This is a genomic window from Terriglobus sp. YAF25, assembly GCF_052113305.1.
Classification (GTDB): Bacteria; Acidobacteriota; Terriglobia; order Terriglobales; family Acidobacteriaceae; genus Terriglobus.
Map to the genome: position 1 here is coordinate 1 of NZ_JBFRCY010000008.1, position 15,549 is coordinate 15,549.

Below are 15,549 nucleotides of genomic sequence, written 5' to 3' on the forward strand. Positions count from 1 at the left end.
ATGCCGAAGAGCAAGTGCATAGTCTAGCGGATCCCCCAGCCCTGCGGGGCAAGCTGTGAGAATGTGACGCCGCCGGAAGGCGGTAAGAAACAGGAGATGCCTTGAATCGCTATCTGGTAAAAGCAACCGCCGTCGGAGCCTTGGGGGGCCTTCTATTCGGCTTCGAYACCGCCGTCATCGCGGGCACGACACAGCAATTGACCGAAATCTTCCATCTCACGCCGGCGACGCTGGGCATCACCGTCTTCATCGGCCTGGTTGGAACCGTAATCGGCGCCATGGGATCGGGAGTACTGGGGCAGCGGTTCGGCGGCCGGGAGGCTTTGCGGTGGATGGCCGTGCTGTATACCGTCTCTGCCATTGGTTCCGCAATTGCCTGGAACTGGGATGTGTTGCTGGTTGCGCGCTTTATCGGAGGTCTTGGTATCGGGGGATCATCCGTCCTCGGACCGGTATACATTGCTGAGCTGGCGCCGGCAAAGTGGCGTGGCCGCATGGTGGGCCTGTTTCAGGTCAATGTCGTCGTCGGCATCCTGCTGGCGTATCTGTCGAACTTCCTGATTACCTTGATGCACCTTGGCGCCGCCCAGTGGCGGTGGGAGTTCGGGGTGGCGTTTCTGCCGTCTCTCTTCTTCCTGATCCTGCTGTACGGCATCCCGCGTAGCTCCCGCTGGCTGGTGACGACGAACCAGACCGATGAAGCCCTGGAGGTGCTGCGCCTGATGGGCTCACCGAACTCAGAGGCCGAGCTGCAGGAGATCATCGATTCCGTGCATCTGGAGCGCGGTGTCACGCAGGAGTCGTTGTTCCAGTGGAAGTACCGGCTGCCGATCTTCCTGGCTGTCTCCATCGGCATGTTCAACCAGCTTTCAGGCATCAACGCAATCCTTTACTACTCGAACTTCATCTTTGCTTCGGCCGGATTCAGTGAAAGCTCGGCGGCGTTACAGACCGTCGGGGTAGGCCTGGTCAATCTGCTGGCGACCTTTCTGGGAATGAGTTTGATCGACAAGTGGGGGAGGGTGACACTGCTGATCGTGGGCGCTGCCGGAATGGCTGCGGCCTTGGCAGGGACTGCCGCGATCTTCTATCTGAACGCGCATCAGGGCCTGCTGATCTGGATGCTGGTCGCCTTCATCATCTTCTTCGCCATCTCCCAGGGATCGGTGATCTGGGTCTACCTGGCGGAGGTCTTTCCGTCGCGCGTCCGGTCCAAGGGACAGAGCCTGGGATCATCGTCCCACTGGATCATGAATGCGGCGATCGCGGGTGTCTTCCCGACGATTGCCGCGAAGAGCCAGGGGCTTCCGTTTGCGTTCTTCGCGGTGATGATGCTGGTGCAGCTTGTGGTCGTGCTGGTGGTGTATCCCGAGACGAAGGCGATCTCTCTGGAGCAGATCCAGTCGAAGCTGGGCGTGTCCTGACAATTGCGGGTAGTTAAAGGCAAAAGCCCCGAACCATGTTCGGGGCTTTTGCTATATGGATAGGTATTACTCGTCGGCGACGACGGTCTGCTGCTGTTCTCCCAGCCCCTGGACTCCCAGCCGGATGACGTTTCCGGCACGCAGGTAGACCGGAGGCTTCTGGCCCAGGCCGACTCCCGGAGGGGTGCCCGTGCTGATGATGTCACCAGGCTGCAGGCTCATGAAGCGGCTCAGATAGCTGACCAGGTGGGCTACGCCGAAGACCATGGTCGATGTTGTGCCGTTCTGGTAGCGGTGTCCGTCGACCTCCAGCCACATGGAGAGGGCCTGCGGGTCGGGCACCTCATCGCGGGTGACCAGCCATGGGCCGGTCGGGCCGAAGGTATCGGCGCTCTTGCCCTTGACCCACTGTCCAGTGCCTTCAAGCTGGAAGGCGCGTTCGGAGACGTCGTTGATGACGCAGTAGCCGGCAACATAGTTCAACGCGTCCGCTTCCGAGACATACTTTGCTTTAGCGCCGATCACCACGCCAAGTTCGACCTCCCAGTCTGTCTTCAGGGAGCCGCGGGGAATCACGACGTTGTCATTGGGGCCGCAGATCGAAGACCCGGCCTTCATGAAAAGAACCGGTTCCACCGGTACTGCCATGCCAGACTCGGCGGCGTGGTCTGAATAGTTCAGGCCAATGCAGAGGAACTTGCCTGGCTGGGCGACGCATGAGCCCAGGCGGACCGTCCCTTCGACCAGCGGAAGGGAAGCAACATCGGCTGATGCAATCTTCTGCAGCCACTCCGGCGTGAGATACTGCCCGGCCAGGTCCGGAACAATCGAAGAGATATCGCGGATGCTGCCGTTCTTGTCCAGGATGCCCGGGCGTTCTGCCCCAGGGGCTCCATATCGTAGAAGCTTCAATGCCGATCTCCTTGGTGATAAATGCGTGTGCTCATGAATAGATTAGTCTGCCTTATGCGGCTGATGCGAGTTTGTGGCGACCCTGGTGTAAAGATCGATATGGGAACTCTATCGCTGTCAAGAAGAGCACAGAGCGTAAGCTGTATGACGGAATGGTAGATTCGAGAAACATTCCATGGACGACTTCTACGACTGGCTGGTTAGAAAGTGGTTTGACGGTTCCGGCGCCCAAGAGGCCCTTTCTGGCGATCTTATTGCGTGCGAGGTGAGCGGCGTAGGGCGGATTCGCGGCTACGTCCGAAAGGGCTATGACATTGAACTCCTGTAGGTGGCTGGTGTTGTCTTTTTGCTGCCTGGTGGTGGGGACAGCGGCCGCACAGCAGGATCGATCGCCGCTTGCACCCTATCTTTATCGTTCGCACTTTCAGCCTGGCGCTGGCGTTGCTTCCAATTCCGGCTCTCGCGATGGATGGGAGAGCTTTCCCCTCGCGGAGGATACGGGCTACGACCCTACACTGGGCGTCGAGACATCCCATGGCCTCAGCTCCGTTACCCGCGAGGTGATTCCGCATCGCGATGGAAAGCTGGCTGTCGGTTTCATCCGCCGCGTGCACGTGGTTGCCGGACCCTCGTCTTCATTGGCATTTCGGCTCAAGGCCTCCTCGACGAGCGGGATACCGGTTTCAATCCACATCTATCGAGGTGAAGAAGAGGTTGTCCTGCGATCGGCGATTCAGGGAGGCGGGCAACGCGTACAGGTCGCCTTGCCGGCGTCTTCGCACCGCATCACCGCAATTGCAGTTGCGGCGAATCTGACTCATGTCAGCAGCGGATGGCCTGAGCGGGTTGCCATCTCCGATGTCGAGCTTCGCGCACAGGCGACGCGGCACTATCTGCTGAAATCGCCCACGGCCCTCTGGGATGGCTTTCGAGAGCTGTACTACCTGCAGCATGTGCTGCGGACTGGCGATCAGGTCGCTGTCGAATTCGATGGCCCCAAGCCATCCTTCCATGCGCGCTGGGCTATCGAAGGTCCGGACGGCCAAGTGATCGATCATGGCTCTGGTCTCAAGGTGCAACACGCTATCTCGCTGTCTGATCCCGCCGGTGTCTGGACTATCCGTGTGGAAGGACAAGGCGGCTCCTCAACAGTGCTCGCTCTGGTTCGCTCCGTGGTACCTCAGCCGTTACTTGGCGTCGCTGTACACGCGGTCTCCCCGGAGCTTTTACAGCTGGTCACTGCCCGGCGCGACGAACTGCGGAAAGATCTGGGGACGAATCTTGCGTTTGGGCTGGGGGCGAATATCCAGGAGATGGACCCGCAGTTCCTTCTGCCGGGGCTACCGTCTTACTTCAATCTTGTTCAGAAGCCGACGGAGCTTGCCCTGTGGGATGCGGTCTCTTATCGCACGACTGGCGAGAATCGCGAACGGGAGGAGGCGCTCCACATGTTGCGGGAGATTGCCTCATGGCAGCAATGGATTCACCCCTGGTTTCCAGCACATGGATATCACAGCTATTACCCGCTCGGCATCATGACGAAGAACATTGTCATGGCAGAACAGTTTCTGGGGAATGCGCTGCCCGCGGACCTGAAGCACACGCTTGATGAGGCTTTGTTGCAGCAGTCCATCAGGCCTGTTTATGAGGAGTATGTCGTAGAGGATCGCCTTCAGTTCGACATCAGTAACTGGATCGGTCATACCGTCGGAGCAGCGCTGCTGGCGGCTCTACAGAGCGACAATCCCGATACCGCCGGTTATGCCCTTGCCCTCTACGCGAAGGAACGTTCGCATCTCGGGTCGGCATATACCGCAGACGGTTCCTATGGTGAGGGAATCTCCTATCATCGCTTCGACTTTGAAACGACGGCGCTGGTGGCTGCTGCGACAAAGGAGCAGCTGGGGATATCGTTTGACAGCCAACTCGCCCGGCCGCAGCGCTACTTCCGTTATGCGACCTACGGTAAAGACTCGCTGGAAGACTTCGGCGACAGCCATGTCGACACCGCTCCTTCGAACGTCTTCGCCTACATGGCGGCCCAGAATAGCGATCCCGATCTGACGGCGTTTTATTTCCAGTATCGGAGTCCCGGAATAACAGAGCTGTTGAGCCGGGTTCTTTGGGAAGACGCAATCCATCAGTCTGCAGCGACCCAGGTTGATTCGCCAACCTCGGCTTTGTTTGAGAAGCGTGGCATTGCGGTGCTGCGCGATAGCTGGTCGCCGGAGTCTCAGGTCATTGCCATGCGCGCCGGACCGAACTTCAATCACAACCATGCCGACCAGGGCAGTCTCTTCTACGCCTGGAACAACCGCCTCTGGATAGGCGAGGCGGGATATGCCGATTATTACAAGGATCCGAATTACCCCACCTATAACATCCAGGCCATCGGCCATAACACCATTCTGGTTGACGACGATCCGCAGAGCCAGATGGTTGCCGGAAATATGGTTTTCGGGAAGTACCCTTCGATGCGTCAGCTCGCTTCGAAGGATGGTATCCAGATCATCAGCGCCGACCTCAGTGCTGTCTATCCGCAGGTTCGTTCCTATGTTCGTACGCTGGTCTATCAGAGGGGCGGAGCTCTGGTGGTGATGGATCAGATCCGCGCCGACGGGCCGCACCGCTTCAGCCAGATATGGCATCCCACGCAGCCCATTGCGGCCTTCGACCTACAGCAAAATATGGTTCGCCTGCAGGCGCAAAACGATGGTGTGGAGATGCATATGTTCTCCACATCCGCGATGATATTGGGCCAAAGCAAGGGCCCATTTCCCCTGAGCAGCTACGAGAGGGCTGAACGGGAGCCTGCGCCGCGGCCAACGATCATTGAGTATCAGTCTGGCTCTGTTGACTCCCTGACGATTCTGACGGTGATTCAGCCATCTGGTGGCGGGGCAGCGCCGCAGTGGAGTGTGGCGGCAGGGAAGAAGAGAGAGCTTCGCCTGGGAGACCTTCTGATCCGATGCGACAACCGGCAGGCTACGGTCTCTTTCGGAAAGACACCGGATACGACCTGGACGATCGGGCTCCCTTCGCAAAAGTAAATATGTTTTGCAGAAGGGAGCTTGCAATCGAAGTGGTGTCTGAATGGATGGGGTATCGCGCTGCAGTGTTAGCGACGGGTTGCTTCGAAGAGGAACCAACTGCGGCGCTGTGATTGATCGATCCAGTTCTCCAACAGACTGGCCGTAGCAACATCGCCGCCGTCATCGCAGAGAGTGTGGATGGCGCGCATTCTGAGCGTTAGCGCCTTCTCGTCTTCGTGCAGTTCGCTCAACATGTCTTCGGGGGTGACGAACTCGGCATCGTTGTCCGCAACCCGCTGAAGACGGGCAATGTGGCCGATTGAGCGGATGGTGGTGCCGCCGATCTTCCGCACACGCTCCGCGATGTCATCTGTCATGGCGAAGAGCTGATCGCCATGCTCATCCAGCAGCAGATGGTAATCACGGAAATGCGGCCCGCTCATATGCCAATGGAAATTCTTCGTCTTCAGATAAAGCGCAAAGACATCTGCCAGCAGGCCATTCAGGCCGGCCGAGATATCGCGCACAGCTTCACTGGAGAGATCTGAGGTGAGGGTGAGTGGTGACTGTTGGCGCTTCTGCAGATCAGCGGTCGCTGTCATTGATTTCCTCCCGGGGGATATGGAGATTACCTTAATTCCATCCCTCTCTTCTCACCATACTCCTTCGAGGGGGATACCAAGCCTACGGAAGGGTGACGTAGCGGGCCAATGGTTGATGTCTGCGTATCCGTTCATCGCGTTCATCTGCTGCTGATTAGAATTCCCGGTATTCGCACGCCCGAGCGACTACCGGGCAAACGAAGTAGCGTGCTTCAGTGAGGAAGAGCTTTTGGCCATTTGGCAATCGACTCACACCGGGAGGCCCTTGGGCGACGAGAGCTTTGTTAGTGGCCTGTAGTCCTGTAGTCCGGGGACAGACGGGACGTTCCCATTCCGACGCGAGAAATCTGCGCTTCGACATCAGTTGTGCCTGTGCGGACCTCTCGGTCGGATTTGCCCCCGTCTTTGCGGCGATCAAGTCCTGTTCATTGTTTCTTCTAGAACATGATTGGACGTCAGACAGTATCCCAGTAGGGAGGTTCTAGACTGTTGCGCAGCAACAACTTCAAATACAACCGCTCGGTCGGTATTGTCCAATCGTCTCGCATTCCACCTTGTGTAACGTGATGGCATCTCCCAACTGCAACCACTCACGCAAATCGTTCCATGCCTCAACTTATCTATTTACGTCCCATCTGCCCCCGGGTTTCAGTCATAGAACTAGTAATCCAAGCGACGAAAAACTGCTGCACTTCTTCAGCCGCGCAATCCGTGTTTTGTATATCTTCTTGTGACCGTTTATTCACGGATGTGAAGTGGGCAATTCTAGTGCTTCTTTACGATTGGAGCAGCCTTCGGCATACCTGCTGGTAGGTCTGCAACATGCTCCTGCATGAATTGCCGCAGCTCAGAAGCAGTGATTGCTTCACCAATATCGATTTGTGTCTTGTTGTAGAACTCGTCAAGCACGGCAGCCGTCAGTTGTGCTTCCATCAGCCCGCCTTTTGTCCCATCGGGACGGGTGTAGTTGTAAACAACTCCGGAGCCGGAATTCGCCGCCATTGCATCTATGATCTGACGTACCTCTGGGGGGTAGAAGTGGAAGGTCAAAACGATAACGCCGATGACTTCATTCTGCTGGGAAACCAACAAAGGTCCGCCTGAATTGCCATGATTGATTGCACCGTTGACAACAAGGTGCTTTACGGACCCACCATTGTCCCGAGAAGTACGATAGCCAGCAACATATCCAACACCTAGTAAGGGGAATGTGCCGTTATAGCCAAATGGGTACCCCCAGAAGTCGACGCGAGTGCCAGCCTCTGGAGTAACGTCAGCTCCGAGAGCGTAACCCCCGGAAATTGCCTTACTAGGAATGAGAATTGCAAGATCACGAACAYTATCCAGGATGGTATTCGAAAACGTGATTTCCTTGTTGGATGTGCTGATCCCAGCCAATTGCTGGCCAGTACAGTCGTTCACCACGTGCGCATTAGTGACTAAGACTCCATTATTGAGCAGGAAGCCGCTGCCGAAAGAGATCATTTTCCCCTTCTGGCATCCAATCAAATAGACATTTTGCAGAGAGGCACGTTGCGTTGGCCCTGCAGCGTCGAGCAGCAGTTTAGTATCAACTGACGTAAGAATAGGAGTTGCCTGTTGGTTATCCTGGGCGTCAGAATTGAGACACAGTGTAAATCCAAGGCAAAGAACAATAAACAAACCAAACTTGCGAATACCGTACATTACACAGCCTCGTCGATATAGCCAGGGTGACAGACAAAGCAAGTTTACAACGGCCAGCTAAGGCCTATTTCTCGAGTCCAAACGTCCGCCATTAACCATACCTGCATGCGTCGGCTGCATCCACATTTTGCGCACGCGAGGGTCAAGGTGTAGCGATTCGGAAACCTGGGGACAGACGGGTGGAGTGAAACCCCTGAATTTCACCCGCTGTGGCAAAAATCCTTGCGAGTGCCTCATGCCTGCGCGGAAACAACGTCACATCCCGATCCAGAGTCCTGACCGCAATCGCAAGAGACGCGCCGCCGTCAGGAACACATGGCGTCGTATGACCATTGCTGAGTTCCGCGAATGGATTCTCAAAGCCTATAAAGATTGGGTTAGCTGATGGGGAATAGGGAGCGGCCCATATTAACAACAAAACCCGCGTCAATGGCGGGTTTAGAAGGCTGATGGCGGAGAGGGAGGGATTCGAACCCCCGGTACCATTGCTGGTACGTCTGATTTCGAGTCAGGTGCATTAAACCGGGCTCTGCCACCTCTCCGTAGAATTAGTTTAGCAAAAGCTCCTGCTATGGGGAATCCGGTTACATCCATTGGCTCTGAACTTCGCGATGCTCTTGTAGCTCGTGCGTTGGAGTGTGGCTTCTCCGCTGCCGGGATTTCTGCTGTTCCTGAAGACAATCCCGATGCCCGCCGCCGCTATGAATCGTGGGTTGATCAAGGCTATGCCGGAGAGATGGGGTATCTGCAGCGGCGTGATGAGGCTGGGCAGTTGTTGCGCTCCTCGTTGCGTGTGGCCATTCCCTGGGCGAGATCGGTGATTGTCTGTTCGCTCAACTACAACGCTGCTCATCCGAAGTCGATCGATCCGGCTCCTGAAGGCTCAGGCTGGATTGCTCGTTATGCCTGGAGCGGTCGGCCTGATGGTGACGACCTTGCTCCGACTGATTATCACGATGTCCTTCTCTCGAAGCTGCGTGGTGTGGAAGAGTTTCTGCGTGAGCAGGCAGGGCCTGATCTGGAGGTCCGCAGCTATGTCGATACCGGTCCGGTGGTTGAACGAGGCTTCGCCGAGGCCGCAGGTGTGGGCTGGGTAGGGAAGAATACCTGCCTGATCCAGCAGGGAATCGGTTCCTGGACGCTGCTTGCGGTCATCGTCACCTCGCTGCCTCTGGCCCTTGAAGCTGAGCTCCTCCCGGCTGCAGATCGCTGCGGTACGTGTACACGCTGCCTGGATGCCTGTCCGACTGGAGCGCTGATCRCTCCGCGGCAGATGGACGCACGCAAGTGCATCGCCTATCTGACCATCGAGAAGAAGGGTGAGATCGAAGAGGAGTTGCGTCCGCTGATGGGGCGGCAGATCTTTGGCTGCGATATCTGCCAGGATGTCTGCCCGTGGAACCGCAAGGCTCCTGTGGGCAACACAACAGAGATGCAGGCGCGCACTGAGCTGGTGAACCCTGACCTGGCGATGCTGGCGGCGATGACGCCCGCAGAATTCCGCACGCGTTTCCGCGGATCGCCGCTGGAGCGCACGCGTCTGAAGCGCCTGCGCCGGAATATCGCGATTGCGATGGGGAACAGCGAAGACGCACGGTATCTGCCGCAGCTTGAAGCGTGGCAGCAGTCAGAGGATGCGGTATTGCGTACGACGGCGGCGTGGGCTGTGCAACGCATCACCCACAGCCGCCAGCGTGCTTCGGTTTAGACTCGCGGCCTAGACCCCGCGAACAACGTTGGCGGCGTTGAGTCCCTTCGGACCCTGCTGGCACTCGAATTCGACTGCCTCGCCTTCGTTCAACGTCTTGTAGCCTTCGTCCTGAATTGCAGAGAAGTGTACAAATACGTCCTTTCCATCAGCGCGCTGGATAAAGCCGTAACCTTTTGTTCCGTTGAACCACTTCACGACACCCTTTTCCTTCACAGCCAGTCCCTTCTTGTTTGCGAGCCTCTCCCTGGAGATAGAGAGACACCTCGGAGAACCTTCGACATCTGCGAAGCGGAGGAGGCTCCTACACCCGAAAGAGGATATGGAGGTTTTGAGTTACACGTGGAGTTGCAAGACACCGAGGGCCCAGTGAAACTTATGAGTTCGAATGTCTTATGCCTTTTATGGCAAAAAACGGGCCGTCATGCAACACAAATCTTTCAGCCGTCCGGCTCTGCTAGCATCAAAGTTTGCGGATTCCGCTGCCGATGCCATCCATTCTTCCATCCAGTGAGGAACCTCGCGACCCCGCGTCGATGTCCGCTGAAGAGCTGGCGAAGCGTCCAGCCGTGCTGGAAGCTGGCTCCTGGCCGCAGCTGCGGGCGCTGGTGAAATATCTCACCAAAACTGAGGTTCATACCTACGCCTTCAGCGTCGCCGCACAAGTGATTTTGTCGCTGTTTCCGTTCATCGTGATGATGTTGTCGCTCAGCCGCAACCTCTTTCATTCCCGAGCCATGGAAGCCGTCGTCGGCGACATGATGCACAACCTGTTGCCGGTGGGGCAGGACTTCATCGTCCGCAACATGCAGCTCCTCGCCCATCCCCGCAAGGGGGTGCAGGTCTTCTCCATCGTCATGCTGCTGATCACCTCTACCGGCGTCTTCCTGCCGCTGGAGGTTGCGCTGAATGCGGTGTGGGGGGTGAAGGAGAATCGGAACTACCTGCATAATCAGGCTGTTTCCCTGGGGTTGGCGGCAGCGGTGGGCGTGCTCGCCATGGCCTCGGTTGCGGGTACTGCCGGGCAGCGGTCGCTGCTGAGCTGGATCTTCTTCGGCCATAGCGACAACTGGGTCTTCAACCTTATCTCGCACACGTTGCTGAAGATCTTCTCCGTCGTCGCGGGCATTTTGCTCTTCTTTCTGATCTACTGGTTGCTGCCCAACCGGAAGATTCCAGCAGCCGCTGTAATGCCAACAGCCATTGTGGTCGGCCTGCTGTGGCAGCTCGCCAAGGTGGTGTATGTGAAGGCGTTGCCGTGGCTGGACTTCCCGAGTGTCTACGGCCCCTTCTATATCTCGGTGGGGTTGATGACGTGGGCCTTTCTCTCCGGCCTGCTGCTGCTGGCCGGGGGACACTTTTCCGCGAACCGGTATGCCGTGCGCACGGCCAGTCTCGCGGAGCAGAAAGAGGCGACGGAGGCATGAGTGTCGATCTAAAGGCTGCATGGCGAAGCTGGTCGGTTCTGACGCGCCTTGTCGCGCTCCTGACGACCCTGTTTCTGCTGTTGTGGCCCGTCAGCCGGCTGCAGAATGCGCTCGGCGGCACTGCCCGAGACCTCTGGATTTTCGCCGGCGGCTTGCTTCTGGTCTGTGCGATTCCTTGGGGTATTCGCCAGTTGCGTATGCGCTTTCTCTGGAGCCTGCGCAACAAGCTTGCGATCACCTATCTGCTGATCGGCCTGGCGCCGGTCGTGCTCTTCGTCACGCTGGTGCTCATCTCTGCCTACGTGGCAGCCGGACAGTTCGCGATTCACCTGGTGGGGCAACGTATCCAGACGCAACTGGATCAGATGCAGACGGAGAACACCGACTGCGCCGTGCACTTTGCACGTGTGATCGCACGGCCAGAGACGAAGGTGGACCCGCACAACCTCGATCCCAGCTTGCTGGGCCTTGACAAAGCAGAGATGGAGCGCGGGCAGATTGCCATCTTTATCGATCGTCTTCCGGCTCTGTTGGCGCCGGAAGCAGGCATGGAGCACTCGCCGCTTGGCCTGCCGGCCTGGACGCCGCCGCACGAAGGTTTCCACGGAATTGTGATCGATGACGGCCGTCTCTATCTTGCGGCGATCACGCAGCGCCATTCGCGTAATGGACACATCGTCACCGTTGTGCGCAGTGTCCCACTGGACAAACGCATTATGGAACTCACGGCGCTGGGCCTCGGCCGCGCATCGCTGGTTCCGGTATTAGCAGAGTCGGCAGGCAGTACGCTTCGGACGAACCTCACCATGGCTCGTCGAACCGACGAAAAGGCTCAGAGCGTCTCCGGAGGATCGTTTCCTGGAGCGGTGAACCTGCTCGACGTTCCGGTGTACTTCTTCTCGACCATCCCGATGACGGTGTGGGACACGGCAGCGAAAGAGAATGTCCCGGTCGAGGTCGACTCCCGTCCGTCACTGCTCTATACCCAGCTCTTCGCTGTTTCGATCGAAGGCCTGATGCCGGAGTTCTTCCGCATTCTGCTGATCGTTCTTTGCATCCTGTTCGCGTTTATAGAGGCGTTTGCGCTCTACATGGCGATGCGGCTCAGCAGCACGATCACGGCCTCGGTCTCCGATCTCTACGGAGCGACACTGGCCATCGATCGTGGCGAGCTGGCTCACCGCATCCATGTCACGCGCACCGATCAGCTTGCGGAGCTCAGCCGGGCCTTCAACCGTATGAGCGGGTCGCTGCAGCGCCTGCTGGTCGAGCAGCAGGAGAAGGAGAGAATGCAGAACGAGCTCTCCATCGCGCAGGAGGTGCAGGCCAACCTGTTTCCCTCCAGCAATGTGAAGATTCCTTCCCTGGAGCTGCATGGTGTCTGCCGGCCGGCGCGAACCGTCTCCGGCGACTACTACGATTTCCTCGTCTTCGAGGACGAGGACCAGCCGCCCAGCGGCCTCGGCATCGCGATCGGCGACATCAGCGGTAAGGGAATCTCTGCTGCCCTGTTGATGGCCACGCTGCACTCCGCTGTGCGCGCCTACCGGTTTGCCAGTGAAGAGCTGAGCCAACAGCCCCATCTCAGGCGGGATCACTGCGAAGACCTTTTCGATTCGCCTGGACACATCCTTGGCCTGCTCAATCGCCATCTTTACCGCAGCACCCAGCCGGAGAAGTATGCCACCCTCTTCCTGGCACAGTATGACGTCGCGCGCTCACGCCTGACGTACTCCAATGCCGGCCAGCTGCCGCCGCTGGTGTTGCGCCGCGACCGTTCCGTGCATCGGCTCGATAAGGGCGGTACTGTCGTGGGCCTGATGGACAACATGGACTACATGGATGACGCGGTCACGCTGCAGGTCGGCGACATCTTCATCGGTTACTCTGACGGTGTTACGGAGCCGGAGAACGACTTCGGTGAGTTCGGCGAGCAGCGTTTGCTGGAAGTAGTGTGGAGCTACCGCAACGAGCCGCTGCATGTCATCTCAGCGCAGGTGCTGCAGGCGCTTGATGCCTGGATTGGCGATGCGGAGCAGCCCGATGACATCACTCTGGTTCTTGCCCGCCAGGTATAAGGCCCGCCGCGTGTAAGGGGGAGATGAAGTTAAAAGTAAGACGGTTCGAGCATCGCTCGAACCGTCTTTTGTTTGCTATTTCGTTTTGAAACCCAAGACTCAGGCTGGTTCGAACTGGGTTTGAATGTCCCACGCGTTGAGAGCGCTCTTGTTGTCGAGCTGTGTCTTGCCTTCGACGACTGCGCTCAGGATGCGAACGCTCTCGTTGAGGGCGCGCGACTCCGTCTTCAGTGTCGATGCAACCGAGGAGCTGGACTCCGCGTTTGCGGCTGACTGCTGCGTGAGCGTCTCCATGCCGGAGAGTGAACGCGAGATCTGGATGATGCCCTGTGTCTGCTCACGGCTGCGGAGGTTGATCTCGTCGACCAGGCGCTTGACCTTGGAAGACTCTTCGGTGATGCCGGCGATGGCTGCCGTCACATCGTCGAGTCTCGCCTTGCCGCTCTGCGACTTGGAGATCGACTCACCAAGCAGCTCGGCGGAATCGCGGGCTGCTTCGGCGCAGCGCTGCGACAGGGTACGGACCTCTTCGGCGACGACTGCGAAACCGAGACCGGCATCGCCTGCACGGGCCGCTTCAACCGCAGCGTTCAGCGCGAGGATGTTGGTCTGGAATGCGATCGTATCGATGATGGCGATCACCTTCGAGATCTTGCCGCTGGCGGCGGTGATGCCTTCCATGGCGCGGATCAGTTCGTTGAGCGAGGAGTTGGACTCAATGGTCTTCGCCTCGGACATGGCAACCAGTTCAGCCGTCGAGCTGCAGCTATCGCTGCTGGCCTGCGCCATCGCACGGATCTCTTCAGAGGAAGCAGAGATCTCTTCGATGGAAGAAGCCTGGCGTGAAGAGCTCTGTGACAGGCTTTCGCTTGACTCAGAGACCTGGTCCGCGGACTCCGATACGCGGCTGGCGCCCACTGCGAGGTTCTTGGCAAGCTGGCGCAGAGGAGCGCTGACCTTCCTCTCCATGATGATCAGGGAGCCGCCGGCGACAACCAGGGCCAGCAGGAAGAGCGCGATGCCCAGCACAGCCTGAACATGGTTAGCCGAGGTCACCGACTCCAGCTCCGCACGATAGCTCGTGCTGCCCACTTCCGTACGAAGCTCATCGATGGCCTTGTCTACCGCAGCCTGGTCACGGTCGAGTGTCGCGAGCATATTCGGATCGGCGCTCGCCGGGTTGGCAATTGCCTTCGCATACGCACCGCGCGCACGCTCATGCAGTTCCTGATAGCGAGCAATCAGGTCACTGGCCTTCTGGCCGTACGTGGAGTTATAGGAGAGCTTCTCCTTTGCAGCTTCCAGGGCGCTGAGAACGGCCCGGGTCTCCGTGTCGCCGGTGTTCAGCGCCGACGGATCCTGCAACATCAAAGCGTCCTTGTAGGACTTCGCTACTCGCTGGGAACTGGACTCCGCGAGCTGGAGGTTGGAAGCGCCGGGGAACAGGAAGTCCGACGCTACGTGAAGATGGCGTTGTACCGTGGATGTGGTGATCGCCATCAGCGCAAAGAAAAAGACATACCCGAGCGCGAGGGCGCCAATGCTCCAGAAAAGTTTGCCTCTAATGCCCATTACAGTTAACTCCAAAAGGGATGATCAGTGTCTCAATGGCGACAGTGTGTGGTGTACAACTAGCACTGCTCTTCAGAGCAGTGACTAGTTGTTTGCTTCAAAGTTGATCTCTACGGTGATCGTCTCGGTCGCGTCGCCGGGAGCGAACTTCCAACGCTTCACAGCATCGACAGCAGCGGAAACCAGCATCTTGTTCGGGCTATCGGACTCAGCCTTCAGAACGTTGCCACCTGCATCGACGGTTGCTGCAACGCGGATCACGCCGCCAATGTGCATCTGCTTGGCGAGAGCAGGATAGGTGGGAGGGGTCTTCGACACAGCCTTACGCGACTGGGCATGAAGAGAGTTGGTGGTCAGGAAGAACAGACCAGCGGCGAAAAGCACCAGAGAAGACTTAGGTGACAAGGCGTACTTCATGAGAGGGCTCCTTAGGAAAGTCATTCACTCTCCCTATCGGCACTCTGGGGATGTCCATTAGAGAAACCGCGGTATTGCGACATATTTTTTTAACGCGCTAAAAACTCGACGAATTTGCAAGGCGTGTTTGAAGCTGCTCCGCGCTGTTTCTTCAACAAATACTGCAATTTAGACAGCCTATGCCGTCTGGGAAGACGTGCATGAACGGAAGCCATGCGATGTCGCCCCGGCGCTCGCACTAGTTACCTTTAGCACTGTCCTATTTCGATACATGGCTATCAGGAGGGGGAGAGGCCAACTTCGAAGAGAACAACCGAGTGCGCAGAGACGGTTGGAGGTACGAAGAAGATCAGGGAGTGGAGTTCAATTTGGGTTCACCACGGGGGATAAACAGAGACATAACCGTTCCGTGGTGATCAGGAGAAAGGCTGGAGCTAACTGAAAGCGATCCATCATGTTTCTCAAGCAATTGTTGAATCACCCACATGCCGAGCCCGTTTCCGAAGTTCCCTTTGGTAGTAAAGAAAGGCTCGAAGAGTCTTCTTCGCACCTCAGCAGGCATACCGCTTCCCGTATCTCCAACCGAGATGCGGACGCCTGGGCGGGTTCTCGTTTTCCAATCCACGGAATCGGCAATTCGAATTCGGAGACGCCCCGGCGCCTTCATCGCCTCCATTGCGTTGTTGATGAG

At 57.7% G+C, this 15,549-nt stretch carries 13 protein-coding genes and 1 tRNA gene; 6 read left to right on the forward strand and 8 right to left on the reverse strand.

Annotated features, from left to right (window positions below; genetic code table 11):
- Positions 1-101: 101 nt before the first annotated feature.
- Positions 102-1,424, forward strand: coding sequence for a sugar porter family MFS transporter (locus tag AB4043_RS00585; RefSeq protein WP_442299272.1), 1,323 nt, complete (start codon positions 102-104; stop codon positions 1,422-1,424).
- A 66-nt stretch (positions 1,425-1,490) separates the two neighbouring features.
- Here AB4043_RS00585 and AB4043_RS00590 read toward each other — a convergent pair whose 3' ends face one another.
- A complete protein-coding gene (locus AB4043_RS00590; protein WP_442299273.1) occupies positions 1,491-2,336 on the reverse strand; it encodes a fumarylacetoacetate hydrolase family protein in 846 nt (281 codons plus the stop codon).
- A gap of 175 nt (positions 2,337-2,511) precedes the next feature.
- On the opposite strand from AB4043_RS00590, the gene AB4043_RS00595 reads away from it, so the two are divergent.
- Both AB4043_RS00595 and AB4043_RS00600 read left to right on the forward strand, forming a co-directional pair.
- The gene (locus tag AB4043_RS00595) at positions 2,512-2,664 is read left to right on the forward strand and encodes a hypothetical protein (RefSeq protein WP_187142958.1); all 153 of its coding nucleotides are present in this window, start codon (positions 2,512-2,514) and stop codon (positions 2,662-2,664) included.
- Positions 2,645-5,386 carry a heparinase II/III domain-containing protein gene (locus tag AB4043_RS00600; RefSeq protein WP_442306322.1) on the forward strand — a complete coding sequence of 914 codons (2,742 nt, stop codon included), beginning with the start codon at positions 2,645-2,647 and terminating at the stop codon, positions 5,384-5,386. Before AB4043_RS00595 ends, AB4043_RS00600 begins: the two co-directional genes overlap by 20 nt.
- 68 nt (positions 5,387-5,454) lie before the next feature.
- On the opposite strand, the gene AB4043_RS00605 is transcribed toward AB4043_RS00600, so the two are convergent.
- From AB4043_RS00605 to AB4043_RS00615, 3 genes are all read right to left on the reverse strand, one after another.
- Positions 5,455-5,970 (reverse strand): Dps family protein, encoded by a 516-nt coding sequence (locus AB4043_RS00605; RefSeq protein ID WP_442299275.1) that lies wholly within the window; start codon positions 5,968-5,970, stop codon positions 5,455-5,457.
- A 765-nt stretch (positions 5,971-6,735) separates the two neighbouring features.
- Complete coding sequence (locus AB4043_RS00610; protein ID WP_442306323.1) at positions 6,736-7,656, reverse strand: S1 family peptidase; 921 nt, start codon at positions 7,654-7,656, stop codon at positions 6,736-6,738.
- 450 nt (positions 7,657-8,106) lie between these two features.
- A tRNA-Ser gene (locus tag AB4043_RS00615) sits at positions 8,107-8,198 on the reverse strand.
- A 29-nt stretch (positions 8,199-8,227) separates the two neighbouring features.
- Here AB4043_RS00615 and queG point away from each other — a divergent pair.
- On the forward strand, positions 8,228-9,364 hold the full coding sequence (gene queG, locus AB4043_RS00620) for a tRNA epoxyqueuosine(34) reductase QueG (RefSeq protein WP_442306324.1): 1,137 nt from the start codon (positions 8,228-8,230) through the stop codon (positions 9,362-9,364).
- 9 nt (positions 9,365-9,373) lie between these two features.
- Here queG and AB4043_RS00625 read toward each other — a convergent pair whose 3' ends face one another.
- The gene (locus tag AB4043_RS00625) at positions 9,374-9,580 is read right to left on the reverse strand and encodes a cold-shock protein (RefSeq protein WP_442299278.1); all 207 of its coding nucleotides are present in this window, start codon (positions 9,578-9,580) and stop codon (positions 9,374-9,376) included.
- Between the two features lie 272 nt (positions 9,581-9,852).
- Here AB4043_RS00625 and AB4043_RS00630 point away from each other — a divergent pair, with 272 nt between their 5' ends.
- Both AB4043_RS00630 and AB4043_RS00635 read left to right on the forward strand, forming a co-directional pair.
- Positions 9,853-10,791: a YihY/virulence factor BrkB family protein gene (locus AB4043_RS00630; protein WP_442299279.1), complete on the forward strand. Its 939-nt coding sequence runs from the start codon at positions 9,853-9,855 to the stop codon at positions 10,789-10,791.
- On the forward strand, positions 10,788-12,869 hold the full coding sequence (locus AB4043_RS00635; protein ID WP_442299280.1) for a PP2C family protein-serine/threonine phosphatase: 2,082 nt from the start codon (positions 10,788-10,790) through the stop codon (positions 12,867-12,869). Before AB4043_RS00630 ends, AB4043_RS00635 begins: the two co-directional genes overlap by 4 nt.
- A gap of 99 nt (positions 12,870-12,968) precedes the next feature.
- On the opposite strand, the gene AB4043_RS00640 is transcribed toward AB4043_RS00635, so the two are convergent.
- From AB4043_RS00640 to AB4043_RS00650, 3 genes are all read right to left on the reverse strand, one after another.
- Positions 12,969-14,441 carry a methyl-accepting chemotaxis protein gene (locus AB4043_RS00640; protein WP_442299281.1) on the reverse strand — a complete coding sequence of 491 codons (1,473 nt, stop codon included), beginning with the start codon at positions 14,439-14,441 and terminating at the stop codon, positions 12,969-12,971.
- 84 nt (positions 14,442-14,525) lie between these two features.
- Positions 14,526-14,858 (reverse strand): energy transducer TonB, encoded by a 333-nt coding sequence (locus tag AB4043_RS00645; RefSeq protein ID WP_442299282.1) that lies wholly within the window; start codon positions 14,856-14,858, stop codon positions 14,526-14,528.
- A gap of 349 nt (positions 14,859-15,207) precedes the next feature.
- On the reverse strand, positions 15,208-15,534 hold the full coding sequence (locus AB4043_RS00650) for an ATP-binding protein (protein WP_442306325.1): 327 nt from the start codon (positions 15,532-15,534) through the stop codon (positions 15,208-15,210).
- Positions 15,535-15,549 lie beyond the last annotated feature (15 nt).

Bases quoted from the DNA above. Each gene is read 5' to 3' on its own strand.
- AB4043_RS00595 (WP_187142958.1), top strand. From the start codon at position 2,512: ATGGACGACTTCTACGACTGGCTGGTTAGAAAGTGGTTTGACGGTTCC.
- AB4043_RS00600 (WP_442306322.1), top strand. From the start codon at position 2,645: ATGACATTGAACTCCTGTAGGTGGCTGGTGTTGTCTTTTTGCTGCCTG.
- AB4043_RS00605 (WP_442299275.1), bottom strand. From the start codon at position 5,970: ATGACAGCGACCGCTGATCTGCAGAAGCGCCAACAGTCACCACTCACC.
- AB4043_RS00630 (WP_442299279.1), top strand. From the start codon at position 9,853: ATGCCATCCATTCTTCCATCCAGTGAGGAACCTCGCGACCCCGCGTCG.
- AB4043_RS00635 (WP_442299280.1), top strand. From the start codon at position 10,788: ATGAGTGTCGATCTAAAGGCTGCATGGCGAAGCTGGTCGGTTCTGACG.
- AB4043_RS00640 (WP_442299281.1), bottom strand. From the start codon at position 14,441: ATGGGCATTAGAGGCAAACTTTTCTGGAGCATTGGCGCCCTCGCGCTC.
- AB4043_RS00645 (WP_442299282.1), bottom strand. From the start codon at position 14,858: ATGAAGTACGCCTTGTCACCTAAGTCTTCTCTGGTGCTTTTCGCCGCT.
- AB4043_RS00650 (WP_442306325.1), bottom strand. From the start codon at position 15,534: ATGGAGGCGATGAAGGCGCCGGGGCGTCTCCGAATTCGAATTGCCGAT.